This window comes from Bosea vaviloviae, assembly GCF_001741865.1.
In the GTDB taxonomy this organism is placed as follows: Bacteria; Pseudomonadota; Alphaproteobacteria; order Rhizobiales; family Beijerinckiaceae; genus Allobosea; species Allobosea vaviloviae.
Genome location: NZ_CP017147.1, coordinates 801,679 through 825,290, shown reverse-complemented (window position 1 = coordinate 825,290; position 23,612 = coordinate 801,679). Strand labels below are relative to the sequence as shown.

20 protein-coding genes are annotated in these 23,612 nt (G+C 65.2%); 10 read left to right on the top strand and 10 right to left on the bottom strand.

Features of this window, described 5'->3' with window-relative positions; genetic code table 11:
* Positions 1-51: 51 nt before the first annotated feature.
* The 3 genes from BHK69_RS03870 to BHK69_RS03860 form a co-directional block, all read right to left on the bottom strand.
* A complete protein-coding gene (locus BHK69_RS03870; RefSeq protein WP_083269108.1) occupies positions 52-1,125 on the bottom strand; it encodes a patatin-like phospholipase family protein in 1,074 nt (357 codons plus the stop codon).
* Positions 1,126-1,216: 91 nt separating this feature from the next.
* Complete coding sequence (locus BHK69_RS03865; protein WP_069688955.1) at positions 1,217-1,963, bottom strand: acetoacetate decarboxylase; 747 nt, start codon at positions 1,961-1,963, stop codon at positions 1,217-1,219.
* 133 nt (positions 1,964-2,096) lie between these two features.
* Entirely contained in the window at positions 2,097-2,879 is a 783-nt protein-coding gene (locus BHK69_RS03860; RefSeq protein WP_069688954.1) for a 3-hydroxybutyrate dehydrogenase, read from the bottom strand.
* A 366-nt stretch (positions 2,880-3,245) separates the two neighbouring features.
* Here BHK69_RS03860 and BHK69_RS03855 point away from each other — a divergent pair, with 366 nt between their 5' ends.
* Positions 3,246-4,412, top strand: coding sequence for a patatin-like phospholipase family protein (locus tag BHK69_RS03855; RefSeq protein WP_069688953.1), 1,167 nt, complete (start codon positions 3,246-3,248; stop codon positions 4,410-4,412).
* A 280-nt stretch (positions 4,413-4,692) separates the two neighbouring features.
* Here the strand turns inward: BHK69_RS03855 and BHK69_RS03850 are convergent, their stop codons facing one another.
* Complete coding sequence (locus BHK69_RS03850) at positions 4,693-6,000, bottom strand: MFS transporter (protein ID WP_069688952.1); 1,308 nt, start codon at positions 5,998-6,000, stop codon at positions 4,693-4,695.
* Positions 6,001-6,180: 180 nt separating this feature from the next.
* Complete coding sequence (locus tag BHK69_RS03845) at positions 6,181-6,666, bottom strand: Lrp/AsnC family transcriptional regulator (RefSeq protein WP_069688951.1); 486 nt, start codon at positions 6,664-6,666, stop codon at positions 6,181-6,183.
* 342 nt (positions 6,667-7,008) lie between these two features.
* On the opposite strand from BHK69_RS03845, the gene BHK69_RS03840 reads away from it, so the two are divergent.
* A complete protein-coding gene (locus BHK69_RS03840; protein ID WP_069688950.1) occupies positions 7,009-9,420 on the top strand; it encodes a thiamine pyrophosphate-binding protein in 2,412 nt (803 codons plus the stop codon).
* A gap of 109 nt (positions 9,421-9,529) precedes the next feature.
* On the opposite strand, the gene BHK69_RS03835 is transcribed toward BHK69_RS03840, so the two are convergent.
* The 3 genes from BHK69_RS03835 to BHK69_RS03825 form a co-directional block, all read right to left on the bottom strand.
* Positions 9,530-9,835, bottom strand: a complete 306-nt coding sequence (locus BHK69_RS03835) for a hypothetical protein (protein WP_069688949.1) — start codon at positions 9,833-9,835, stop codon at positions 9,530-9,532.
* A 208-nt stretch (positions 9,836-10,043) separates the two neighbouring features.
* The gene (locus BHK69_RS03830) at positions 10,044-10,841 is read right to left on the bottom strand and encodes a hypothetical protein (protein ID WP_069688948.1); all 798 of its coding nucleotides are present in this window, start codon (positions 10,839-10,841) and stop codon (positions 10,044-10,046) included.
* Positions 10,842-10,858: 17 nt separating this feature from the next.
* The gene (locus tag BHK69_RS03825) at positions 10,859-12,034 is read right to left on the bottom strand and encodes a hypothetical protein (RefSeq protein WP_069688947.1); all 1,176 of its coding nucleotides are present in this window, start codon (positions 12,032-12,034) and stop codon (positions 10,859-10,861) included.
* A 448-nt stretch (positions 12,035-12,482) separates the two neighbouring features.
* Between BHK69_RS03825 and BHK69_RS03820 the strand changes: the two genes are divergently transcribed.
* The gene (locus BHK69_RS03820; RefSeq protein WP_069688946.1) at positions 12,483-13,517 is read left to right on the top strand and encodes an aspartate-semialdehyde dehydrogenase; all 1,035 of its coding nucleotides are present in this window, start codon (positions 12,483-12,485) and stop codon (positions 13,515-13,517) included.
* A gap of 215 nt (positions 13,518-13,732) precedes the next feature.
* Positions 13,733-14,626 (top strand): DMT family transporter, encoded by an 894-nt coding sequence (locus tag BHK69_RS03815; protein WP_148663636.1) that lies wholly within the window; start codon positions 13,733-13,735, stop codon positions 14,624-14,626.
* A 169-nt stretch (positions 14,627-14,795) separates the two neighbouring features.
* Here BHK69_RS03815 and BHK69_RS03810 read toward each other — a convergent pair whose 3' ends face one another.
* Positions 14,796-15,677 carry an amidohydrolase family protein gene (locus tag BHK69_RS03810; protein ID WP_083269107.1) on the bottom strand — a complete coding sequence of 294 codons (882 nt, stop codon included), beginning with the start codon at positions 15,675-15,677 and terminating at the stop codon, positions 14,796-14,798.
* Positions 15,674-17,386: an IlvD/Edd family dehydratase gene (locus tag BHK69_RS03805; protein WP_069688944.1), complete on the bottom strand. Its 1,713-nt coding sequence runs from the start codon at positions 17,384-17,386 to the stop codon at positions 15,674-15,676. The genes BHK69_RS03810 and BHK69_RS03805 overlap by 4 nt, the downstream gene beginning before the upstream one ends.
* Positions 17,387-17,583: 197 nt before the next feature.
* On the opposite strand from BHK69_RS03805, the gene BHK69_RS03800 reads away from it, so the two are divergent.
* Genes BHK69_RS03800 through BHK69_RS03775 form a run of 6 tightly spaced genes read left to right on the top strand, consistent with a single transcriptional unit; the run spans position 17,584 to position 23,583 of the window.
* On the top strand, positions 17,584-18,864 hold the full coding sequence (locus BHK69_RS03800) for an ABC transporter substrate-binding protein (RefSeq protein WP_069688943.1): 1,281 nt from the start codon (positions 17,584-17,586) through the stop codon (positions 18,862-18,864).
* 7 nt (positions 18,865-18,871) lie between these two features.
* Positions 18,872-19,828, top strand: a complete 957-nt coding sequence (locus tag BHK69_RS03795) for a carbohydrate ABC transporter permease (protein WP_083269106.1) — start codon at positions 18,872-18,874, stop codon at positions 19,826-19,828.
* 1 nt (position 19,829) lies between these two features.
* Positions 19,830-20,690 carry a carbohydrate ABC transporter permease gene (locus tag BHK69_RS03790; protein WP_244548391.1) on the top strand — a complete coding sequence of 287 codons (861 nt, stop codon included), beginning with the start codon at positions 19,830-19,832 and terminating at the stop codon, positions 20,688-20,690.
* Positions 20,691-20,699: 9 nt separating this feature from the next.
* A complete protein-coding gene (locus BHK69_RS03785) occupies positions 20,700-21,857 on the top strand; it encodes an ABC transporter ATP-binding protein (RefSeq protein WP_069688942.1) in 1,158 nt (385 codons plus the stop codon).
* Positions 21,857-22,891: a Gfo/Idh/MocA family protein gene (locus tag BHK69_RS03780; RefSeq protein WP_069688941.1), complete on the top strand. Its 1,035-nt coding sequence runs from the start codon at positions 21,857-21,859 to the stop codon at positions 22,889-22,891. Before BHK69_RS03785 ends, BHK69_RS03780 begins: the two co-directional genes overlap by 1 nt.
* The gene (locus tag BHK69_RS03775; RefSeq protein WP_069688940.1) at positions 22,888-23,583 is read left to right on the top strand and encodes a GntR family transcriptional regulator; all 696 of its coding nucleotides are present in this window, start codon (positions 22,888-22,890) and stop codon (positions 23,581-23,583) included. Before BHK69_RS03780 ends, BHK69_RS03775 begins: the two co-directional genes overlap by 4 nt.
* Positions 23,584-23,612 lie beyond the last annotated feature (29 nt).

Here is a 23,612-nt window from a genome sequence, read left to right as displayed (position 1 = left end):
TGCACGTCATTCTCGGGCTTGTCCCGAATCTCATGACCAGAGCACTCTGGTTTACGAGATCTGCGAGCCGAGCTCGCGCCCCTTGTCATACAGGCCCCGCATTTCGTCGGGATTGAAGACGAAGGGGTCGGCGGCTTCGGGGGTGCTGTCCGGCAGGGCGATCAGCCGGAAATGCGCGCCGGCCCGCAATGTCCTGGTTTCGGCTTCACGGACGGAGCTGTAGAGCAATTGGCGCAGGAGTTGCGACACGCCTCGGCGCGCCAGCGCCAGCGTCGTGCGCGCTTCGCTGTTGGAGGCGGCATCGCGGCTGACATGGCCGTTGGCGACGACCCAGACATTCGTCCGCACGGCCTTACGCGGGTCGAGCATGAAGGGCTCGAGCGGAACCGGCGCCTTGACGCCGCCATCGCCATGCAGCGAGCGCGTGCCGCGCTGCCGGTCGACCACGCGCACCGGTTCGACGAGGCCGGGAACGGCAGCGGAGGCGATCAGAACGTCGATATAGCTGTTCTTGCGGCCATCGCCCGAGGCCGCGATCGCGCCCATGTCCCAGAGCACCGATTTTCCCGCCGTCATATCGGTTGTCGCGACATAGAGCCTGCGGCCCTGCCTGTGGGCGGCGGCTACGGCGTCGAGCATCTCTTCGGTGACGAGTTCGGTCAGCAGCCGGTGCAGCGGTGCCGGATCATAATAGCCGCTGCCGACCAGCGTCTTCAGGCCGTTCGAACGAAACACGTCGCGCGTCCGCGTCGTGGTGTAGACGCGTTCCAGCAAACCATCCCAATCCGAACCGAGAAAGGCCGGCGTCGCCTGCAGCGCTCCTGTCGAGACGCCGGCGACGATGTCGAAGACCGGTCGCTTGGCGCTGGTCGACCAGGCGGTGAGGACGCCGGCTCCGAAAGCGCCATCCGCGCCGCCGCTGGTAAGGATGAGGATGTTCTGCTCGGCGGCCCTGATGCGGGGCCGCTCCTTGACGGCCGGAGCCATGGCCGAGGCATAGATTCCGGCAGCGACGGCGGGCTCGCTGGCATTCATGACGATGTCGCCATGCTTGCAGGCAGACAAGGCGGCAGCGAGCGCGAGCAGTTTCAGGCCCGAACACAAACCAGTCCCGGATATCATCATCCCCAGCCTCGCCCGTGTTTCCGACCGTGTCGGATGTCGCTCATGCCGGGGAATGCGGGCTTTGATGTGTCCGCCTCAACCCTTCATGTCGTCATGCCTTCATGTAGTCATGGATCTTCCGGCCGAAGGGCAAGGTGAGGTCGGCGATGAAGTGGTGCGCGCCGATCACCTTTCGCACCGGCAGGTCGGCGACCGGCGCGTTGACATGCGGGATCAGATGGAGACGGCCGGGGCCGATCCAGGAGCCCTTCACCGTGATGTCGGTGAGGTTCAGCGCCACGAGCTGGCAGATTTCGGGCTCGCCGTCGACGCCGGGGATGATCTTGAGGTTGACCTGCGTCTTGGTCAGCATCGCCGTGGTCCTGACGCCATTGCCGGCCAGGCTCTCATGCTTGTAGCCCATCGTGCCCATGGCGACCTGCTGGCCGGCATATTCGAGCGTGCCGGTGAGCGTGTCCTTGACCACCTCCAGCTTGGGATGGGCGTATTTCTTGGGAAAGCCCCAGATCTCGCGGCCGGCCGCGATCGGCGGTTCGTCGTCGAGATACATCTGCGAGACGAAGGAGACCTCCTCCTCGCCGAACTTGCAGGGAATGACGATGCCGCTCTCGGTGTAGCTGCCGAAACCGGAGGAATCGGGCATCTTGATCCATTCATAGCTGACGATCGGCGTCGCCAGCGGCATCAAGGGCTCGGGCAATTGATGGCGGATCGCCTCGGGGTCGGTCTCGTAGCTGATGACCATGTATTCGCGATCGACGAAGCGATAGGGCCCGGCCGGATAGCTCGGCCCGGCCAGGGGCATCGAGGGCAGATCGAGGATGTCCTTGCGATTCATGGCGCGTAGATCCCTTAGATCAGGTCGCATTCGGACGCTTCCGTCCGAATGCGAAAAACGTGATCGATTCCTAGAGTTGAGAGCATTGCTCACGCGAAAAACCGGTATCCGTTTTTTCGCGCAATGCTCTGGCCTATTCAGCGGTCCAGCCGCCATCGATCGGGAGGATGACGCCGGTGATCGATTTCGCGGCGTCCGAGGCGAGGAAGACGGCAAGCGCCGCAACCTCCTCGCTGGTGACGAATTGCTTGGTCGGCTGGGCGTGCAGCAGGACGTCGTTGATGACCTGCTCCTTGGTGAGACCGCGCGCCGCCATGGTCTCCGGTATCTGCTTCTCGACCAGCGGCGTCCAGACATAGCCCGGGCAGATCGCGTTCGCCGTGACGCCGAAGGTCGCGGCCTCGAGCGCGACCGTCTTGGTCAGGCCGGCGATGCCGTGCTTGGCGGCGACATAGGCTGATTTGAACGGCGAGGCGACGAGCGCATGGGCCGAGGCCGTGTTGATGATGCGGCCCCATTTGCGCGCCTTCATGCCCGGAAGCGCGGCGCGGATGGCGTGGAAGGCGGCCGAGAGGTTGATCGCGATGATCGCGTCCCATTTCTCGACGGGAAACTCCTCGATCGGCGAGACGAACTGGATACCGGCATTGTTGACCAGGATGTCGACCGAGCCGAATTCGCTTTCGGCATCAGTGATCATCGCGGCGATGGCGCCGCCATGAGCCATGTCGGCGGGGGAATAGCGCGCGGTGACGCCGAAATCGGCCTCGATGCCGGCGCGCTCTTTCTCGATGGCGTCTGGCGCGCCGAAACCGTTGATGACGATGTTGGCGCCCTCAGCCGCATAGGCGCGGGCGATGGCGAGGCCGATTCCGGAGGTCGAGCCGGTGACGACGGCGGTCTTGCCCTTCAGCATGCTGCTCTCCCTCCAAAGCCCGGACCGGTCTGCCGGCGCATGCTGCGCCGCAAAATCCGTGCCTGAGGCGTGACGGGGGAAGCTGACGCGGCGATGAAGCTTGCCTGACGGGACGATGACAGCGCCTTGCGGGATGCTGACAGCGTCTTGGCGTCATATCGCTGTCACTTGATATCGCTGTCTCCTAGAGCCGGATGATTTTAGATGGGCTCACGAAGTGATCCCATCTAAAATCTGAATCCGTCTCTCATCTAAAAGTTAGAGCAGGATCAATGCGAAAAACCGGTTCCCACTTCTTCGCATCCTGCTCTGGCGACATCGGCACTATCATTGTTGCAGTGCGATCAGCCTGAGGACATCCGCGCCATGAACGCTCCTCCCTCCGTCTCCCTCTCGGAAAGCCGCTATCTCGGCTGGCGGCCCGAGCGCTGCGACCGCATCGCGCTCGTGCTCCAGGGCGGCGGGGCGCTCGGCGCCTATCAGGCGGGAGTCTATCAGGCGCTGCACGAGGCCGATATCGAGCCGGACTGGGTCTCGGGCGTGTCGATCGGCGCGATCAATTCGGCCTTGATAGCCGGCAATCCCCGCGAGCGCCGGCTGGAGCGGCTCAGGGCCTTCTGGGACCGCATCACCGACCGCAAGGTCTGGTGGTTCACGCCCGAGGGCGACATCTACCGCCAGGCGCGCAACGCGACCTCGTCCTTCTTCACCACCATGCTGGGCCAGCCCGGCTTTTTCGAACCGCGCCGGACGAGCCCGCTCTTCGCGACCGCCAGCGCGAGCGACGCGACCAGCTATTACGACACCTCGCCTTTGCGCGAGACCCTGCTGGAGCTGGTCGACTTCGACCTGATCAACCGTAAGGCGGTCCGGTTCTCGGTCGGGGCAGTCAATGCGGCCTCGGGCAATTTCGTCTATTTCGACAACGCGCAGGAGACGATCGGGCCCGAGCATGTGATGGCGTCGGGCGCGCTGCCGCCGGCCTTCCCGACCGTGCAGATCGGCACCGAGCATTACTGGGATGGCGGCATCGTCTCCAACACGCCGCTGCAGCATCTGCTCGCCCAGGACGACACGCTGAACTCGCTGATCTTCCAGGTCGATCTGTTCTCGGCGCGCGGCGCACTGCCGCGCACGCTGCAGGACGTGATGGGCCGGCAGAAGGACATCACCTATTCCTCGCGCACGCGTCTGACGACGGACCTGTTCGCGCTGATCCAGAACTGGAAGAAGAAGACGCATCAGGCGCTTACGAAAGTGCCCGATGGCAGCCTGAGCGAGGAAGATCGCAAGCTGCGCGACGAGCTCGCATTGATGCCAGAGCACACCATCCTGCAAATGATCTACCAGCAGAAATCCTATGAGGGCCAAGCCAAGGATTACGAGTTCTCGCGCACCTCGATGCAGGAACACTGGAAGTCAGGCTATGAGGACACCAAGCAGACGCTGACCCGCAAGGACTGGCTGACGATCCCGCCCGACGGCGCCGGAATCGTGGCGCATGACGTGCACAGGGATTTCGAGCGGCGGTAAAGTCTGTCGTCCTGGCGCGGAAATACTGCGTCATCTCGGGCGAAGCGGAGACTTGAGTCGGGCTCTGAAGCGCGTCATGGTCGGGCTTGACCCGACCATCTCGGAAACCAGCCATCTGGTCATGAGATTCTCGGGTCAAGCCCGAGAATGACGCCCTACGATGGATCGCTGTGTGCCTTCACGGAGTTTATCCTTGGGCCGATCGAAGATCGGACCCGAGGGCTATGCCCAGGATGACGCTGTGGTTCCAAGCATAATGACGGGCGCTCGCGGACTACCCTCAGGCGAGCTCGCCAGCAACCGGCAGGCGGGCGCGCACCACGGCGCCGATCGCCGCCAGTGCGGCGGCGGTGAGCAATGCGCCGAGCGTCAGATACCAGCCGACGGCCGATAGCCCGTAATGGCTGGCGAGCCAGGTCGCGATGTAGGGCGCCAGCGACGCGCCGACGATGCCGCCGAGATTGAAGGTCAGCGAGGCGCCGGTATAGCGCACGGCGGTGGGGAAGAGCTCGGCCAGCGCGGTGCCGAGCGGGCCATAGGTGAAGCCCATCAAGCCGAAGCCGAGCACGAAGAACAGCGTGATCGCGGTGAGGTTGCCGGGAACGAACAGCGGCGTGAACAGGAAGCCGTAAGCCGCGATCGCCAGCGTTGTCCAGAACAGCACCCGGCGATTGCCGAAGCGGTCGGCGAGCAGGGCCGAGAGCGGGATCGCCAGCCCGAAGAAGACGACGCCGACCATCTGCACCGGCAGGAACTGCCCGCGCGCATAGCCCAGCGCCGTGGTGCCCCAGCTCAACGAGAACACCGTCATCAGGTAGAACAGCACGAAGGTCGCCAGCGCCGCGATGGTGCCGAGCAGGAGATGGGCCTTGTGCTGCGACACCACCGCAACGATCGGCATGCGGACGCGCTCATGCTTGTCGATCGCCTTCTGGAATTCGGGCGTCTCGGTCAGGCGCAGCCGGACATAGAGCCCGACGAAGACCAGGAGCGCGCTGGCGAGGAAAGGAATGCGCCAGCCGAAGGAATAGAACTGCGCATCGCTGAGCAGGTCGGTCAGCAAAAGGAAGCTGCCGGTGGCGCAGATGAAGCCGATCGGCGCGCCGAGCTGGGGGAACATGCCGTACCAGGCCTGCTTGCCGGGAGGCGCGTTCTCGGTGGCGAGCAGCACGGCTCCGCCCCATTCGCCGCCGAGGCCGAGGCCCTGGCCGAGACGGCACAGCGCCAGCAGCAGCGGAGCGAGGATGCCGACGCTGGCATAGGTCGGCAGCAAGCCGATCACGACCGTCGAGAGGCCCATCGTCATCAGCGCGGCGACGAGCGTGGCCTTGCGCCCGATCCTGTCGCCGAAATGCCCGAAGATCGCCGCGCCGATCGGCCGCGCGAAGAAGGCGATCGCGAAGGTCGCCAGCGATTGCAGCATCGCCGAGGTCGCGTCCCCGCCGGGGAAGAACAGTTTTGGAAACACCAGCACGGCAGCGGTGGCGTAGATATAGAAGTCGAAGAACTCGATCGTCGTGCCGATGAGGCTGGCGAAGAGAATGCGGGCCGGCGAATTGGCGGCGGGAGCGGCAACGGGGGACGACACAGGGGCTGCTTTCGATGATCGAGCTTGCGAAGCTGGCGGCCATAGCGGAAAGGCGATTCGCAATCAATGCGCCAGACGCATGTCTGTCGTCATATAATTGCGCCGATATGCCGTCTCTGCATCACTTCATTGCCGATGGCCGCTCTGTCGTCAGGCGTCCCTGCCTCGGGCGGCCCTGCCTCAGACGCCCTTGCCCAATTCCACCGGGACCGAGAAGGAACGCTTCACCTGTCCGAGCGCGAAGCTCGACTCGATCGAGGCGACATTGTCGAGCCGGGTCAGCTTGTCCTTGAGGAAGCGCTCATAGGCGGCAAGGTCGCTGACGATGATGCGCAGCAGGTAATCGCGCGGCCCGGTCATCAGATAGCAATCGGCGACCTCCGGCCAACGGGCGACGATGGCGGCGAAGCGGTCGAGCTCCTCCTCGCGCTGGCGCTCGAGCTTGATCGAGGCGAAGACCGAGACCGGCAGGCCGAGCTTGTCCTGGTCGACGACCGCGACATAGCCCTTGATCACGCCGGCCTCCTCCAGCAGCCGGACGCGGCGCGCGCAAGGGCTTGGCGAGAGCCCGACCTTGCCCGCGAGATCCTGAATGCTCATGCGCCCATCGGCCTGGAGAGCCTGGACGATGCGGCGGTCGATGTCGTCGAGTTTATGATCTGGCATGGTCTCTTGCTTTCAGGCCCAGGATTAGCGGAAACCACCAATTGGGGAAGTCGCGGCTCCTGTCTTTAGCTGCCAACGCTGCGGAAACCATGCATGATCGCAGTCCAGCTTTTTGTCACACGCGACACGTTCGATGAAGGGCGCGGGGAACCCTCTCCCGTAGGGAGAGGGCAGGGTGAGGGGTAGGCCGTTCGACCAGCGGCGCGAAACGTCGCCGCCGTCGGCGTTCAGGCTCGATGATTTCGGGCCTACACCTCACCCCTGCCCCTCTCCTTACAGGAGAGGGGTTCCCCGCGCTTTGATCCCGAAGGGTTGCGCCCTCCATCCTCGCGAGAGCCTGCTATGTCCGACCCCCGCCTGCCCAAAGATTCCCGGTTGCCGATCTTGGCTGAGCTGGAAAAGAAGATCCTCTGGCTCGCCTCCTGGACGATCCACAACGCCAACCATCTGCGCGCCAGCGAGGACGGCATGAAGGTCGGCGGGCATCAGGCCTCCTCGGCCTCGCTCTGCACGATCATGACGGCGCTCTACATGGCGGCGCTGAGGCCGCAGGACCGGGTCGCGGTGAAGCCGCATGCCTCGCCGATCTTCCACGCCATCAACTATCTGATGGGGCTGCAGACGCGCGAGAAGCTGGAGAATTTCCGCGGCTACAAGGGCGCGCAGAGCTATCCCTCGCGCACCAAGGACATCGACGACGTCGATTTCTCCACCGGTTCGGTTGGTCTTGGCGTCGCGCAGACGCTGTTTTCCTCGCTGGTGCAGGATTACGTCAAGGCGCATGGCTGGGGCGAGAAGCGCCAGGACGGCCGCATGGTCGCGCTGATCGGCGATGCCGAGCTCGACGAAGGCAACATCTTCGAGGCCCTGATGGAGGGCTGGAAGCACGGCCTGCGCAACACTTGGTGGGTGATCGACTATAACCGCCAGTCGCTCGACGCCGTCATCCGCGAAGGGCTCTATGACCGTTTCGAGCAGATGTTCAGGAATTTCGGCTGGGACGTCGTCACGCTGAAATACGGCTCGCTGCAGCAGGCGGCCTTCAAGGAGAAGGGCGGCGAGCGGCTGAAGGCCTGGATCGATTCCTGCCCGAACCAGCTTTATTCCGCCCTGACCTTCCAGGGCGGGGCGGCCTGGCGCAAGCGGCTGATGGACGATCTCGGCGATCAGGGGCCGGTCACCAAGCTGATCGAGAGCCGCTCGGACACTGAGCTATCCAGGCTGATGTGCAATCTCGGCGGCCATGACCTGCCCTCGATCCTCGAAGCCTTCGAGGCGATCGACCATGATCGGCCGGTCTGTTTCCTGGCCTATACCGTCAAAGGGTTCGGGCTGCCGCTCGCCGGGCACAAGGACAACCATGCCGGGCTGATGACCAAGGACCAGATGGAGGGCTTCAAGACCGCCAATACGGTCCGGCCCGGCCATGAATGGGATCTGTTCGAGGGGCTGAACCTGCCCGAGAACGAGATCCGCGCCTTCCTCGACACCGTGCCGTTCTTCGCCGAGGGCCGGCGCCGCAAGAGCGCGCCGAAATTGCCGGTGCCCGAGACGCTGGAGGCCGGCATCCAGCCGGTGATGTCGACCCAGATGGGCTTCGGCAAGATCCTGGACGATCTCGCCAAGCGCGGCGGGCCCTTGGCCGACCGCATCGTCACGACCGCGCCCGACGTCACCGTTTCGACCAATCTCGGGCCCTGGGTCAACCGGCGCGGCCTGTTCGCCAGGGCGGAGATGGCCGACACCTTCAAGGACGAGCGCATCCCCTCGATGCAGAAATGGGAGTTCTCGCCCAAGGGCCAGCATATCGAGCTCGGAATCGCCGAGATGAACCTGTTCATCAATCTCTCGGCGCTGGGCCTGTCGCATTCGATCTTCGGCGAGCGCCTGATCCCGATCGGCACGCTCTACGACCCGTTCATCTCGCGCGGCTTGGATGCGCTGAACTATGCCTGCTACCAGGATGCGCGCTTCATGGTGGTGGCGACGCCCTCGGGCGTCACGCTCGCGCCCGAGGGCGGCGCGCATCAGTCGATCGCCACGCCCCTGATCGGGATGAGCCAGGATGGGCTTTGCGCCTTCGAGCCGGCCTTCGTCGACGAGCTTTCGGTGATGATGCGCTGGTCCTTCGACTATCTGCAGAGGGATGGCGAGGGCGATCCCAATGAGCGGACCTGGCTGCGCGACGAGACCGGCGGCTCGGTCTATCTGAGGCTCTCGACGCTGCAGCTCGAGCAGCCCAAACGGGCGATGACGCCGGAGCTCGAGCACGCGATCATCGACGGCGCCTATTGGCTGCGCAAGCCCGGCCCTAACGCCTCGGTGGTGGTCGCCTATACCGGCGCTGTCGCGGCGGAGGCGATCGAGGCCGTCGGGCTGCTCGGTGAGGACCGGCGCGATGTCGGCCTGCTCGCAATCACCTCGGCCGACCGGCTCAATGCGGGCTGGCAGGCGGCCGAGCGGGCGCGCCAGCGCGGCAACCAGCAGGCGACGAGCCATATCGAGCGCCTGCTCGGGGAGCTGTCACGCGATTGCGGCATTGTCTCGGTGCTGGACGGGCATCCGGCGACGCTGGCCTGGCTCGGCAGCGTGCATGGCCACAAGCAGAAGGCGCTCGGCGTCGAGCATTTCGGCCAGACCGGCACGGTCGCCGACCTCTACCGCCATTTCGGCATCGACGCGAATGCGATCGTGCATGCCGCGCAGGCGGCGGCTCCGGGCCGGCCAGTGCGCTATCTGAAGGCGCTGCCGTAAGCATCGGACGTCATTCTCGGGCGGCGCAGAGCGCCGACCCGAGAATCTCATGACGACAAGTTGCTGGTTTACGAGATGGTCGGGTCAAGCCCGACCATGACGATCGCGCTCAGAAGCGCGGGGTCGAGAAGCTGTTGGCGAAGGGGTTGACGCCGGAGCCGATGCGGCTCGGCAATGTGCCCTCGCCGTAGAATTCGCCGGTGCTGGCATAGACCGGCGTGGCGGCGAAATGCTGGCTGGCGTAATTGTTCATCGAGCCGACCGGCACGACATTGCCGAGGTCGAAATAGCTGCGCTTCTGCACGGTGATGCGCAGCGGGCCGCGGCGATTCTGTGCCTCGGCGATGGTGGTCGCGACGGTCAGCGCCACGAGCGAAAGGCCGAAGCCGGCGGCGAAACGCTGGAAGGAACGCATGACGAAAGGTCTCCTGAGGCAACGGGCAGCGGGGCATCGGCGCACGATGCGGGATGACGCGACGATACACCTTCGTAGTTAACGGTTTTGTTCGCCTTCGCCAGAGGCAACGCACGCGAAAGTGAGATTTTGCGGCTCCAGCGATTTCAAGAGCCATTTTGGGAAACACAGCCCCCGTTCCGAGAGGCCGCACAATCGCCAGCGCTCGTCAGCGGACCCAGAGCTGGAAGCCATCGCCGCTGCTGCCGCTGCTCATGCCGACAACGCCGCCATTGCGGTCGCGGATGACCCGCCGTGTGCCCGGCTGGTAGAAGGTCGAGTTGGAACATTGCGGAGCGTTGCCCGCGCGTGCGGCGAGATAGGCGATCGCCGGCGATTTGGACTCGCCCTGCTGGATTTTGAGCCGGTCGATCATGCAGGCGAGGGGGCTGGCATCGGCACTTTGCATCCCAGCCGCGCAATAGAACCCGCCGAGCGCGAATTCCGAGGTCTCGAAGGCGTTGCGGAAGATGATGCAGGTCCGGATCCGGCCGTCACTCTCGCGATAGTAGATGTCGCGGCCGTTGAAGCGTCCAAAACGCGTGGTCAAGGTGTAGTGCGGGCCGGCGACGCGTGGGGAGAGGACGCGCAAGGGGGCGAACTGCCAGAATATCGGCGTCGTCAGCGTGAAGGGCACGGCGCTGTCGCTGCGCTCGGCCAGGATCATCGCCGCGAAAGGTTGGTCCGTTCCGGGGCCTCCGAACTGCCAGCCCTGTTCGCGCCCGCGGAAGGGATGCGTCGCGGTCACGGGCGTCGCCTTGGTCATGGCGAGCTGTTCCGGTGTCCAGGCGAAGGACGGCGTTGCATGGCTGATCGTCGGCACGAAGCTCGAGACCCACCAGATCACCAGAAGGACGACGAGAAAGACGCCGGCGCCCAGCGCCAGGAACAGGAAGCGCGCGGTTCCCATCGCGACCCGGCCGGTGGTGCCGAGGGCGGCGATGGCTTGTGAACGCGTGGAGGACATGGTCGTCAAACCCGCCGTCAGCGCTTCGAGGACGGTTTGCCCGGCTCGGCGGCTGCGCTCCGGGTGCGCAGCGCGGGAGCGGTCGCGTCGGCGTCGAGCCAGGAGGCTTTGCGGCCGGTGGCGGAGAGACGCGGCGGCGCGCAGGTCGGCTGGCGGGCGAGCTCGGTGCGTGAGAAGGCTGAGCGCAGGGCCTTGTCCTCGCCGGCGGCGAGCAGGTCGATCCGGTCGATCAGGCAGACCAATTGCTGGCGGTCGGCCGGGCGACCGGGCGCGCCGCACCACCAGCCGCTGAGGCCGAGCGGCAAGTCGCCGGCGCTTTTGCGGAACGCGATGCAGGGGCGGCTGGCATCGCCGTCGCTCAGCGTCGTATCGGCGGTCTCGACCGTGCCGAAGCGGGTCTCGATCGAAGTCGGAACGCCGCTGCGCTGGATCGACATGCCGCGCTCGGAGGCCTCGCGCACCAATGCGATGACGAAGGGCTGGGGCCGCGCCTCGTTGTTATGGGTGACCAGCAGGCGCAACCGCAGATGCGGCTTGTCGGCATCAAAAGCGCCGAAGCTCAGCGTGTCCTGGCGGCGGGCGCCGTCCTGACTGCGCATCGCCTCGTAGGTCGGCTGCTGACGGTCGAGTTCGGGCGATTCCAGGCCGAACGTCGCGATCGGCCGGGTGATCTTGAGCCAGTTGTCGCCAATGAGCGCCTGCTGACGCGGCTCCAGGAGTACGTCGCGGACCGGGCGGCTCTCGCTGGCGGCGGGAATCGTCAGGCTGGCGAGGCGCGGCTCGCTGTCGCCGGCAGCAGACAAGGCGGTGATGAGGCTCGCCGTCAGGCCGATGCCGGTCAGGGCGGCAAGCCCGCGCCAGACCAGTCCGCCGGTCAGCCCCAACCCGAGACTCAGACCCGAGCCGCGACGGCCGAAAGCGGCGAAGGCGCCGCGCAGCAGCATGGCGAAGCCGGTTTCGATCGCATCGGCGCAGCGGATCAGTGCGGTGACGCCGTCGAAGCGCGCAAGACCGACGCGCACAAGACCGACGCGCACAAGACCGAAGCGCGCAAGACTGAAGCGCGCAAGACGAGGCCTGCTGCGATCGACCGCGGCGGAGGCCGTCCGGCCGGCGGCCTTGGCAAGGGCTGCGACCGCGGGCCAATGCGAACGGACCGTGCCGAGCAGGATCGATGAGACATCACGCGACACGACCGGGACTCACCTTAATGGCCGCGTCGTGTGCGCGGCTCGTCTTCACCGGCGCGGAGACTGGCCGGGTGTGAGTCAGCGCCGGGTTACCGCCGACGGGCGATCCGGAAACAGCGTAAATCCAAGGTCAAGGAGCAGGGTTAACGGCGGGGGACGTTGACTTTTGGCTGCCTTGGGTGTTTTGACTTGCGGCAAGGCGCGCGGGGAAACTCGCCTTGCGCCGACGCGAAGCCTTCAGCCCTTCGGGATTGGCCCTGTGAACGTCCGTCAGACGACGAAACGCACGACCAAAACGACGACCGGTAAAACGGTTACGTCGCGCTGACCTTCGCCTCGATTCCGGGTTCTCTCCCCCCGGCGGGGATAATCGCCGAACCTGCTTCACATCATCGAGCGGGCCGGCATCCCGGGGGAGACCAAACCGGTTTCATCCAAAAGGATCATCACAATGAGCTTCAAGGTCGCGATTGTCGGCGCCACGGGTAATGTGGGCCATGAGATGCTCGATATCCTGGCCGAGCGCGCTTTCCCGGTCAGCGAGGTCGTAGCGCTCGCCTCTTCCCGGTCTATCGGCACCGAGGTCTCCTTCGGCGACAAGGTCCTGAAGGTGAAGGCGCTGGAGCATTACGACTTCTCCGACACCGATATCTGCCTGATGTCGGCCGGCGGCGAGGTCTCCAAGGAATGGTCGCCCAAGATCGGCGCGCAGGGCTGCGTCGTGATCGACAACTCCTCGGCCTGGCGCATGCATCCCGACGTGCCGCTGATCGTGCCGGAGGTGAACGCGGCTGCCGCCGCAGGCTTCACCAAGATGAACATCATCGCCAATCCGAACTGCTCGACCGCCCAGCTCGTCGTCGCCCTGAAGCCGCTGCACGACAAGTATGTGATCAAGCGCGTCGTCGTCTCGACCTATCAATCGGTCTCCGGCGCCGGCAAGGAGGCGATGGACGAGCTCTTCAACCAGACGCGCTCGATCTTCGCCGCCGGCGAGATGACCACGAAGAAGTTCCCCAAGCGTATCGCCTTCAACCTCATCCCGCAGATCGACGTCTTCATGGAGGACGGCTTCACCAAGGAAGAGTGGAAGATGATGGCGGAGACCAAGAAGATCCTCGATCCGAAGATCAAGCTGACCGCGACCTGCGTGCGCGTGCCGGTCTTCATCAGCCATTCCGAGAGCGTCAACATCGAGTGCGAGAAGCCGGTCACGGCCGATGAGGCGCGCGAGGTGCTGCGCACCGCTCCCGGCATCCTCGTCATCGATAAGCACGAGCCTGGGGGCTACATCACCCCGCATGAGGCGGCCGGAGAGGATGCGACCTATATCTCGCGCATCCGCGAGGACAACACGGTCGAGAACGGCCTCGCCTTCTGGTGCGTCTCAGACAATCTGCGCAAGGGCGCGGCGCTGAACGCAGTGCAGATCGCCGAGGTGCTGATCAACCGCAAGCTGATCCAGCCGCGCAAGCAGGCGGCGTGAAGCGAGGCGCAGTCATCGGCTGATCGAGGCGGGCCGAGAGCCCGCCTTTGTCTTGACGGGTCTGTTGCCCCCGATGCTCGGACGCGGCCATGCATGGTCGCCGTTCGATCTTTGCGCAACGCGAGGCCGATCAAATCGATTAGCGTCGCGTTTCAATCCCGCGCGTCGATGATTTGCCAAACGCTCCCCACCCAGAACCGACACCCTTGCCGCCTGTGACGGCAGCATTGCCGCCGCGTCGCGACAACGCCTTTCGCGGCATCGGGCTGATCCTGCTGTCGACCTTCTTCCTGACCGCGTCGGACGTAGTCTCGAAACTGCTCACCGCCACGGTGCCGCCGCTGCAGATCACCTGGCTGCGCTATGGCGTCTTCACCGTGATCATGCTCGCCATCGTGGCGCGCAGCGGCGGCCTGGAGCGGTTGCGGACGCGCAAGCCGATGCTGCAATTCCTGCGCGGCCTCGGAGTCACCGGCTCCTCGATCGTGTTCGTGATCGGGCTCAAATATCTGCCGATCGCCGACGCCACGGCGACGAGCTTCATCGCGCCCTTGTTCGTCACGGCCTTGTCGATCCCGATCCTGGGCGAAACCATCGGCTGGCGGCGCTGGACCGCGACGCTGGTCGGTCTGCTCGGCGTGCTGATCGTGGTGCGGCCGGGCGGGGCCGGCTTCCAGCTCGCCTCGCTGCTGCCGGTCGTCTCGGCCTCGACCTGGGCCTTCGCGCTGATCGTGACCCGCATGATGAGCCGGACCGAGAGCCCGCTGACGACCTTGGCCTATTCGGCGATGATCGGCTTTGCGATCGTCAGCGTGGTGATGCCCTTCGCCTGGCAGCCACTCACGGCGGAAATGCTCTGGCTCGGTGTCTTCGTCGGCACCACCTCGACGGTCGGCCACTGGCTGGTGGTGCAGGCTTTCCGCCATGCCGACGCTTCGCTGCTGGCGCCGTTCTCCTATATGCAATTGCTCTGGGCTGCGATCTTCGGCTTTTTCCTGTTTGCCGTTCTGCCCGACATCTGGACGCTGGTCGGCGCGGTGATCATCGCGGGGTCGGGCCTCTACACCGCGCATCGCGAGCGCATCAAGGCGCGGCTGCCGAGCGCCTGAGACAGGAGCGCGTCGGGCATCCTGCTCGCCCCGGGGCGCGCGTTTCCGCAGTGAGGCGCAGGTTAGGCGGATGCCGTACAGTCCTGTGATATGCAGGGCTGATGCCCTATCTCTTTGTTTTATCGCATTTTCTTCACGCGAACCGGTGTCCACTTCGCTCGAGAATGCTCTAGGCCCAGTAGAGCCTGTTGGGATTGTCGACGAACACGGCTTTGCGAATGCCAGGCGGAGCCTGCCAAAGCGGCGACGTGACCAGGAGGTCTCCATCATGCGGCATCCCGGACCACAATTCGGTATGCGGCCAGTCGGTTGCCCATAGCAGGCGATCGGGACGAGCGGATAAGAGTGTCTCGACGATCGGCACCATGTCGGCATAGGGCGCCCCGGTCCTGCTCATTCGGTACGGCGCCGACAGCTTGATCCAGAGCAGGCCGTCTTCCAGCAGATGCAAGAGTTGCCGGAATGCCGGCGATGCGACGCCGGCCTGCGGATCGGCGAAGCCGAGATGATCGATCACGATCGGCACCGGGGAGCCACGCACGAGGCCATCGAGATCGCACGACGTCGCCAATTCGATCTGGAGCTGGATATGCCAGCCCAGCCGTCCGATCCGCCGCCCGAGTGTTGCGATGTCGCTGAGGCTAAGGCCGCCGGGATTGCGGCGGTTGATGCGGATGCCACGCACGCCGAGCCGATGCATGGCCTTGAGTTCGCCATCGGGGATATCGGGCGGCACCACGACGACCCCGCGCAGTTGATCGGGAGCGATCGCCAGCGCGTCGAGCAGGGCGCGGTTGTCCATGCCATAGACGCTCGGCTGGACCAGCACGGCGCGCGCGATCCCCAACGCCGCCATCACAGCGCGGTAATCGTCGATCGTCAAGAGATGGGGTGTGTAGCTGCGCAGCGGCGCCAGCGGATAGCGGTCGCGGGGTCCGAAGACGTGCATGTGGCTGTCGCAGGTCCCGTCCGGCAGCCGCCAGGACGGCGCGGCGCCGGGCGGATGCGGTGGCAGGCATGGCGGCGCCTCGACGATGCCGTCGATGGTCACGGCGTCTCATCGGGCGGGCGGACCATGAAGTCGAAATCGCAGCCTTCATCGGCCTGCAGCACGGTTTGCTGGAACAGCCGCGCATAGCCGCGCTTGGGCATCGCCGGCGCAGGCGAGGTTTTCAGCAGGGATCTGCGGCGCTCGAATTCGCCATCGTCGATCAGCAGATCGATGCGGCGGCCGGCCAGGTCGAGACGGATCATGTCGCCGCTCGCAACCAGCGCAAGCGGCCCGCCGACGGCCGATTCCGGCGTGATATGCAGCACGATCGTACCGAAGGCCGTGCCGCTCATGCGCGCATCGGAAATCCGCACCATATCCTTGACGCCCTGGCGGCCGAGCTTCTTGGGGATCGGCAGATAGCCGGCCTCGGGCATGCCGGGCGCGCCCTTCGGGCCTGTATTGCGCAACACGAGGACGTCGTCCGCGCTGACGTCAAGCTCGGGATCGTCGATGCGGGCCGCCATGTCCTCGACCGAGTCGAACACCACCGCCCGGCCGGTATGCTGGAGCAGGCGCGCGGATGCCGCCGCCTGCTTGATGATCGCCCCGCCCGGGGCGAGATTGCCATAGAGCACCGCCATCGAGCCTTCCGGCTTGATCGGGGCCGAGCGCGGCCGGATCACGTCCTGACCCGGTACGTCCTCGGCCTTGGCGACGATATCGCGCAATGTCCCGCCCGCGACCGTGCCGGCATCGAGGTCGATCAATTCGCCGAGCTGCGCGAGCAGCTTGGGCACGCCGCCGGCATGGTGGAAATGCTCCATGTAGTGGGCGCCCGAGGGCTTGAGATCGACCAGGACCGGCACCGTGCGGCCGATCTCGTCGAGCATGTCGAGGTCGTAGCGATGCGGCGTGCGATTGGCGATCGCGGTCAGATGGATGATGCCGTTGGTCGAGCCGCCGATCGCCTGCATCACGACCGTCGCATTGCGGAAAGCGCGCGGCGTCAGCAATTCGCTGGGGCGCGGTCCGCCGTCGACCGCCATGCGGGCGGCCACCGCGCCGCTGGCTTCCGCCAGCCGGATGCGCTCGGCATGGGGCGCGGGAATCGTCGCGCTCATCGGCAATGACAGGCCCAGCGTCTCGGTGATGCAGGCCATGGTCGAAGCCGTGCCCATCACCATGCAGGTGCCGACGGAAGGCGCCAGACGGCTGTTCACGGTCTCGATCTCGGCCTCGTCGATCTCGCCGGCGCGATGCGCGCTCCACAAGCGCCGGCAGTCGGTGCAGGCGCCCAGCACCTCGCCCTTGTGGTGCCCGACCACCATCGGCCCGACCGGGACCACGACGGTGGGCAGGTCGACGCTCGCAGCCGCCATGATCTGCGCCGGCAATGTCTTGTCGCAGCCGCCGATCACGACGATCGCATCCATCGGCTGGGCGCGGATCATCTCCTCGGTGTCCATCGCCATCAGATTGCGCAGGAACATCGAGGTCGGATGGGCGAAGCTTTCATGGATCGAGATGGTCGGGAACACCATCGGCATCGCCCCTGACAGCATGACGCCGCGCTTCACGGCCTCGATCAGGGCCGGCGCGTTGCCATGGCAGGGGTTGTAGTCGCTGTAGGTGTTGGTGATGCCGACGATCGGACGATCCAGCGCATCGTCGGAATAGCCCATCGCCTTGATGAAGGCCTTGCGCAGGAACAGCGCAAACCCCTCGTCGCCATAGCTCGTCAGTCCCTTGCGCAGGCCTTTGGCCATCGTCGTTCCTCCCAGGGCCGAGACCGGCCAAGCCATGATGTAGCATCCGCATGCGGCGCTTTATTGTCAATAATGAAGCGGGCTTATCGCGGATATGGCGCGATTGAAGCGATATTTCCATATTATTATTGACAATCGAACTGCTCCGCGTAGCCTGCCCGCAAAATAAGAACGACCAACCTCGGAGGAGACGCATCATGGGACTTCGCGCTATCGGTCTGGCCGTCCTGACGGCCGCTTCTCTCAGCAGTGCGGGCTTCGCGCTCGCCCAGGAGAAGCAGATCACCATGTGGAGCAATTGGCCCGACGAGCCGGCCAAGAAGGACTGGGTCTCGGCCCGGGTGAAGGAGTTCGAAGCCAACAACAAGCAGTGCTCGGTGAAGCTGAGCTTCATCCCCAAGGCCGACATCTACACCCAGGCGAAATCGGCGGTGCGGACAGGGCAGGCGCCCGACATCTTCTATATGGAGCCGGACCAGCCGGAGTTCCTCGCCGGCGGCTTCCTGGAACCGCTCGATTCCTATGTCGACCTGGCGAATCTGGAAGATTGGGCCAAGCCCGCATGGAGCTCGAAGGGCAAGGTCTATGGCGTGCCGGTCGAGGCTTATACGGTGGAGCTCTATTACAACAAGGATCTGGTCAAGAAGGTCGGCGTGGATGTGCCCGCCTCCTTCCAGCTGACGCAGGCGCAGTTCCTCGACCTGGTGAAGAAGGGCGCGGCGGCCGGCATCACCCCGGTTTCGCAAGGCGTCGGCGACCGACCCTTCCCGGGCGGCCAGCTTCTGTTCGAGTCGCTGCTGCGCAAGCTCGGCTCCGATGATTACGCCAAGCTGCTCAATGGCGAGCTGTCGTTCAAGGATCCGCGCGTCGTCGAGGTGATGAACTGGGTCAAGCAACTGGTCGACGCCGGCGCCTATCCCAAGAGCTTCGCGACGCTGAAGCTCGGCGAGTCGCATTTCTACTTCTACAACACGCCGGGCGCGCTGACCTTCCCCGATCCGAGCTGGTTCACCGGGCGCGCTTTCGCAGAGCCCGAAAAAGGCGGCATGCCGGCGAATTTTCCGCTCGGCATCATGAAATTCCCCGCCATGGACAAGGGTGATTGTCCGCAATGCAAGACGCTGGCGATCGGCGGCAGCTTCGTGATGTTCTCCAAGAGCAAGAACAAGGATTGCGCCGGCGCCATGCTGAAATCCATGGCGACGCCTGAGAACGGCACCAAATGGATCGGCGAGGTCTCACTCCAGAGCGGGCTCAAATCCGATCAGGACAAGATCGTCAGCCCGCGCAAGGACTATTTCGCCGAGCTGAACGCACGCAACAAGGACGCGAAATACTTCTTCGGCACGCCGCTGCTCTACTATCGGGCCAAATGCGCCGACACCTATGTGCAGGTCATGAACAACGCCTTCCCGGCCGGTCTGTTGAGCGTTCAGGAGGCAGCCGAGAAGATGGACGGCGCCTGCCTGAAGAAGTGAGCCGATCATGCCGGAGGCGATGGCCTTGAACGTCAAGACGAGCGACCGGGAGGCTTCCACCTCCGCCCGGTCGCTCGCCGACCCCCGCCGCGCGAGCCGCGTCGTGCTTGCGATCTTTCTGGCGCCGGCGCTTCTGGTCTATTGCGGGCTGACCGCCTATCCGGCCTTTCGGACCATCTTCGACAGCTTCTTCACGATCGAAGGGGTGGAGGCGAGCTTCGTCGGCCTCGCCAATTATCGCGAGCTGGTCGCCGACGAGACGTTCTGGATCGCGGTGCGCAACACCCTGATCTGGTCCTTCGTCGCACCGGTGCTCGACGTCGCGACCGGCCTGCTGCTGGCGCTGGCGCTCTATGCCGGCGTGCCCTTCGCCCGCTTCCTGCGGGTTGCCTGGTTCACGCCGGTACTGCTCTCCTATGTCGTGGTCGCGATCCTGTGGATGTGGATCTTCAACTACGATTGGGGCGTGCTGAATGTGATGCTGCGCGCGGTCGGGCTCGACAGCCTCGCAGCGTCCTGGCTCGGCGATCCCAATCTGGCGCTGGCCTCGGTGATCGTCACCCATGCCTGGAAATGGGCCGGATTCAACATGGTGGTCTGCCTCGCCGCGATCCATTCGCTGCCGCGCGAGGTGCTGGAGGCGTCGGAACTCGACAATTGCGGCTGGGGCGAGAAGCTCCGCTACATCATCGTGCCGATGCTGCGGCCGACGCTGCTCTCGCTCTATATCCTCGCCTTCATCGGCAAGATGAAGATCTTCGACCTCGTCTGGATCATGACGCAGGGCGGGCCGCTCTGGGCGACCGAGACGGTCTCGACCTATGTCTACAAGCGCGCCTTCAACTGGAACACCTTCGACCTCGGCTACCCCTCCGCGATCGCGACGGTGTGGTTCCTGGTGGTGTGCGCCTCCGTCGTGATCCTCAACCGCCTTCTCGGCACAAAAGAGCGGCTGGAGTACTGAGATGGCCGTAGTCACTGATCAGGCCGCTCGCCACGCGGTCATGCCGCGCCTGTTCAGCCGGGGCGCGCTTGCCCTGGTGCTGGGCATCTACACGCTCTACACGCTCGGCCCCTTCCTGTGGCTGGCGACGATGTCGGTGCGCACCACCGCCGAGATCAGCGCCGACCATTATGCCTGGCCGCGGCCGTTTCATTGGGAGCAGTTCAGGAGCGCCTGGGTCGATTCCGATTTCGCGACCTATTTCTGGAACTCGACGCTGGTCGTGGTTGGCGCCGTCGCCATCGTCACGCTGATCGGGGCGGCCGCGGCGCATGCGCTGGCGCGCTACCGCTTCCGCGGCAACCGGCTGATCTATGGCATCCTGTTCTCGTCGATCATCTTCCCGCCGCAGATCACGCTGATCTCGCTCTACCAGATCCTGGTCGACTACAATCTCTACAACAGCCTGCTGGGCCTGAGCCTCGTCTATGTCTCCCTGCAATTGCCGCTGACGGTCTACCTGCTCGAGGGGTTCTTCGCCCGCATCCCGCAGGACCTGTTCGATGCCGCCAAGATGGACGGCTATGGCGACCTCGAGATCTTCTGGCGCATCGTCCTGCCGGTCGGCATGCCGGCGATCGCGACCACGCTGATCCTGAACTTCATCCAGCTCTGGAACGAGTTCCTGTTCGCGGTGGTGCTGATCACCGACCCCGAGAAGCGCACGCTGCCGATCGGCATCCGCGCCTTCATGGGCGATCATTTCCAGGACATCGGCATGATCGCGACCGGCGTGATGATCTCGGTCATCCCCGTCATCATCGCCTATGTCTTCTTCTCCGAGAAACTCATCCGCGGCATGACTGCCGGCGCGATCAAGTAGGAGGCCGTCATGGCCGTCGTCGGACTCGACAAGATCAGCAAGCGCTATGGCAGCAGCGGCCCGGTCGTGGTCGAGGACGTCGATCTCACCATCGGCGATGGCGAGTTCATGGTGCTGCTCGGCCCCTCGGGCTGCGGCAAATCGACGACGCTGCGGATGATCGCCGGCCTGGAGACGATCAGCAGCGGCACGCTCTCGATCAACGGACGGGCCGTCAACAATGTGCCGGCCAAGGACCGCGACATCGCGATGGTGTTCCAGTCCTATGCGCTCTACCCGCATATGAGCGTGGCGGAAAACCTCGCCTTCGGCCTGCGCCGACGCAAGATCGCCGAGACGGAAGTCGATCGGCGCGTCAATGAGGCCGCCGGCCTGCTGGGCCTGACGCCGCTGCTGGCGCGTCGCCCGAGCGCCCTGTCGGGCGGGCAGCGGCAGCGCGTCGCGCTGGGGCGGGCCATGGTGCGCGAGCCGCAGGTCTTCCTGTTCGACGAGCCGCTCTCGAACCTCGATGCGGCGCTGCGGGTCAACACGCGCAGCGAGATCATCAAGCAGCATCACCGGCTCGGCTCGACCATGATCTATGTCACGCATGATCAGGTCGAGGCGATGACCATGGGCACGCGCATCTGCGTGATGAATGCCGGCCGGGTGGCGCAGATCGGTGCGCCGCTGGAGGTCTACTGGCAGCCGGCCGACACCTTCGTGGCGCGCTTCCTCGGCTCGCCGCCGATGAACCTGCTGAAGGCCGCGATCTCGCTCGACGGCCTGCATGCGCGCAGCACCGCGGTCGAGGCGCCGTTGACGCGCTGGGCGGCTGCCACGCTTGCCGGCGTCGCCGGGCGCGACATGACCTTCGGCGTGCGCGCCGAGGATCTGCTGATCGATGCGGCCGCGTTGAACGGCCAACCCCATGGTACGATCAGGGGACGCACCATCGCCGTCGAGCCGCTCGGCGCCGAGACTCTGCTGCTGGTCGAGACGGAAGGCGGAGCCGAATGCATCGCGCGTCTGCCGCGCCATGTCGTGGCCGCGCCGGGCGAGCTCGTCGAACTCTTCTTCTCCACTGAGGCCGGCTATCTCTTCGACGGCGAAACCGGCCGGGCGGTTCCCGCTTTGGAGACCGCGCCTGCCGCGCAGAAAGCCGCCGCGCAGCGGAGACCGCATTGATGGCGCAGCCGCTTCGGATCGGCCTGATCGGCGCCGGCTGGGTCACGCTCTACCATTTGCGCGGCTGGCGGGCGCTTGCCGACGATGCCGTCGTCGTGGCGATCGCCGATCCCTCGCATGACGCGTGCGAGCGCCGCGCTGAAGAGTTCGGCATCGGCGCTCGTTACCGGAGCGCAAGCGAGATGTTGGCGGCGGGCGGTTTCGATGCCGTCGATATCGCCGCGCCACGCGCGGTTCATGCCGAGCTTGTTCGTTTGGCGGCCGATCACGGCTTGCCGATCCTGTGCCAGAAGCCGCTGGCTCCGACCCTGGGCGAGGCGCAGCGGCTGGTCGCGGACGTTTCCGGCCGGGTCCGATTGATGGTGCATGAGAACTGGCGCTTCCGCGCTTATTACCGTCAGGCGGCGCAGTGGCTCGCGCAGGGCCGGATCGGCGCGGTCAAGGCCGCCTCGCTGTCGCTGGTCACCTCCGGCACGGTGCCGAATGCGGAGGGGCGGCTGACCGCGTTGGAGCGACAGCCGATGCTACGCGGCGAGCAGCGGATGCTGGTGGCCGAGGTGCTGATCCACCATCTCGACACGCTGCGCATGCTGCTGGGACCGATGAGCGTGCGCGCGGCCGTGCTGAGCCGGACCTGTCCGGAGCTTGCCGGAGAGGACGGCGCGGTGGTGCATCTCGAAACGGCTGCCGGCGCCGGCGTTTCGGTGTTTGCGAGCTTCGCGGCGCATGGCGCCCAGCCCGAGCAGGTCGATCGCCTGACGATCCTCGGCGACCGCGGGGCGATCCGCCTCGACGGCGCGACACTGCGCCTGAGCGGGCGCGATGACGAGCAGGTCGAATTCGACCAGGCCGAGGTCTATCAGGGCGCTTATACCGCGACGCTCGCTCATTTCGCCCGCTGCCTGCGGGAGGGCGCAGCCTTCGAGAGCTCGCCTGAAGACAATCTCGAAACCTTGCGTCTCGTCGAGGACTGCTATCGGCTCTCTGGTTGGGAATCGGCAGGCGCAAGCAAGGCGGAAGGACAGGTTGCATGAGCGAAGCACCGGCATCAGCCTCGCGTGTCGAGGAGCAGGCGGAGATTCTCCGTCGGCTCGAGGAGGACATCATTTTCGGGCGTCTCGCGCCGGGCTCGCGGCTTGTCGAGGACAGCCTGATGGCTCGCTACGGCGCGACGCGACACTTCATCCGGCAGGCTCTGGTCCAGCTCGAACGCACCGGCGTGGTCCGTCGCGAGAAGAATATCGGCGCGACCGTCTCCTCCTATTCGGCCCAGGAGGTCCGGCAGATCTACGAGGTTCGCGAGATGCTGACCCGGCAGGCGGTGCTGATGATCGCGCTGCCTGCCCCAGCTGAACTGATCACGCGGCTGAAGGCGATCCAGGCCGACTATGCCCAGCATGCAGAGGCGGGCGATCTGCGCGGGATCCACGAGACCAATGACGCCTTCCACATCACCTTGTTTGGCGCCTGCGGCAATCCGTATCTGGTGCGCAGCCTGCAGGATTACATGGGCCTGACCCTGCCGATGCGGGCGAAGAACCTCGCCGATCGTGACGGCCTGCGGCTCTCATTGCGCCAGCATGACATCATGATCGAGCTGCTTCAGGGCACCGATTCCTGGGCGCTGGCCCAGATCAACATCGACCATATGCAATCCAGCAAGGCCGATTATCTCGCACGGACGGCCGCGATCGCGGGCCGGGCGCCGCTGGGGCTCGTCGGTTGAGCGCCGTGCAAGGCGTCATCAGTGCCGGA

What these genes read in the sequence shown, in the direction of transcription:
- BHK69_RS03870 (WP_083269108.1), bottom strand. Translation starts at nt 1,125, where the DNA reads ATGATGATATCCGGGACTGGTTTGTGTTCGGGCCTGAAACTGCTCGCG.
- BHK69_RS03865 (WP_069688955.1), bottom strand. Translation starts at nt 1,963, where the DNA reads ATGAATCGCAAGGACATCCTCGATCTGCCCTCGATGCCCCTGGCCGGG.
- BHK69_RS03860 (WP_069688954.1), bottom strand. Translation starts at nt 2,879, where the DNA reads ATGCTGAAGGGCAAGACCGCCGTCGTCACCGGCTCGACCTCCGGAATC.
- BHK69_RS03855 (WP_069688953.1), top strand. Translation starts at nt 3,246, where the DNA reads ATGAACGCTCCTCCCTCCGTCTCCCTCTCGGAAAGCCGCTATCTCGGC.
- BHK69_RS03845 (WP_069688951.1), bottom strand. Translation starts at nt 6,666, where the DNA reads ATGCCAGATCATAAACTCGACGACATCGACCGCCGCATCGTCCAGGCT.
- BHK69_RS03840 (WP_069688950.1), top strand. Translation starts at nt 7,009, where the DNA reads ATGTCCGACCCCCGCCTGCCCAAAGATTCCCGGTTGCCGATCTTGGCT.
- BHK69_RS03835 (WP_069688949.1), bottom strand. Translation starts at nt 9,835, where the DNA reads ATGCGTTCCTTCCAGCGTTTCGCCGCCGGCTTCGGCCTTTCGCTCGTG.
- BHK69_RS03830 (WP_069688948.1), bottom strand. Translation starts at nt 10,841, where the DNA reads ATGTCCTCCACGCGTTCACAAGCCATCGCCGCCCTCGGCACCACCGGC.
- BHK69_RS03820 (WP_069688946.1), top strand. Translation starts at nt 12,483, where the DNA reads ATGAGCTTCAAGGTCGCGATTGTCGGCGCCACGGGTAATGTGGGCCAT.
- BHK69_RS03805 (WP_069688944.1), bottom strand. Translation starts at nt 17,386, where the DNA reads ATGGCCAAAGGCCTGCGCAAGGGACTGACGAGCTATGGCGACGAGGGG.
- BHK69_RS03800 (WP_069688943.1), top strand. Translation starts at nt 17,584, where the DNA reads ATGGGACTTCGCGCTATCGGTCTGGCCGTCCTGACGGCCGCTTCTCTC.
- BHK69_RS03795 (WP_083269106.1), top strand. Translation starts at nt 18,872, where the DNA reads ATGCCGGAGGCGATGGCCTTGAACGTCAAGACGAGCGACCGGGAGGCT.
- BHK69_RS03790 (WP_244548391.1), top strand. Translation starts at nt 19,830, where the DNA reads ATGGCCGTAGTCACTGATCAGGCCGCTCGCCACGCGGTCATGCCGCGC.
- BHK69_RS03785 (WP_069688942.1), top strand. Translation starts at nt 20,700, where the DNA reads ATGGCCGTCGTCGGACTCGACAAGATCAGCAAGCGCTATGGCAGCAGC.
- BHK69_RS03780 (WP_069688941.1), top strand. Translation starts at nt 21,857, where the DNA reads ATGGCGCAGCCGCTTCGGATCGGCCTGATCGGCGCCGGCTGGGTCACG.
- BHK69_RS03775 (WP_069688940.1), top strand. Translation starts at nt 22,888, where the DNA reads ATGAGCGAAGCACCGGCATCAGCCTCGCGTGTCGAGGAGCAGGCGGAG.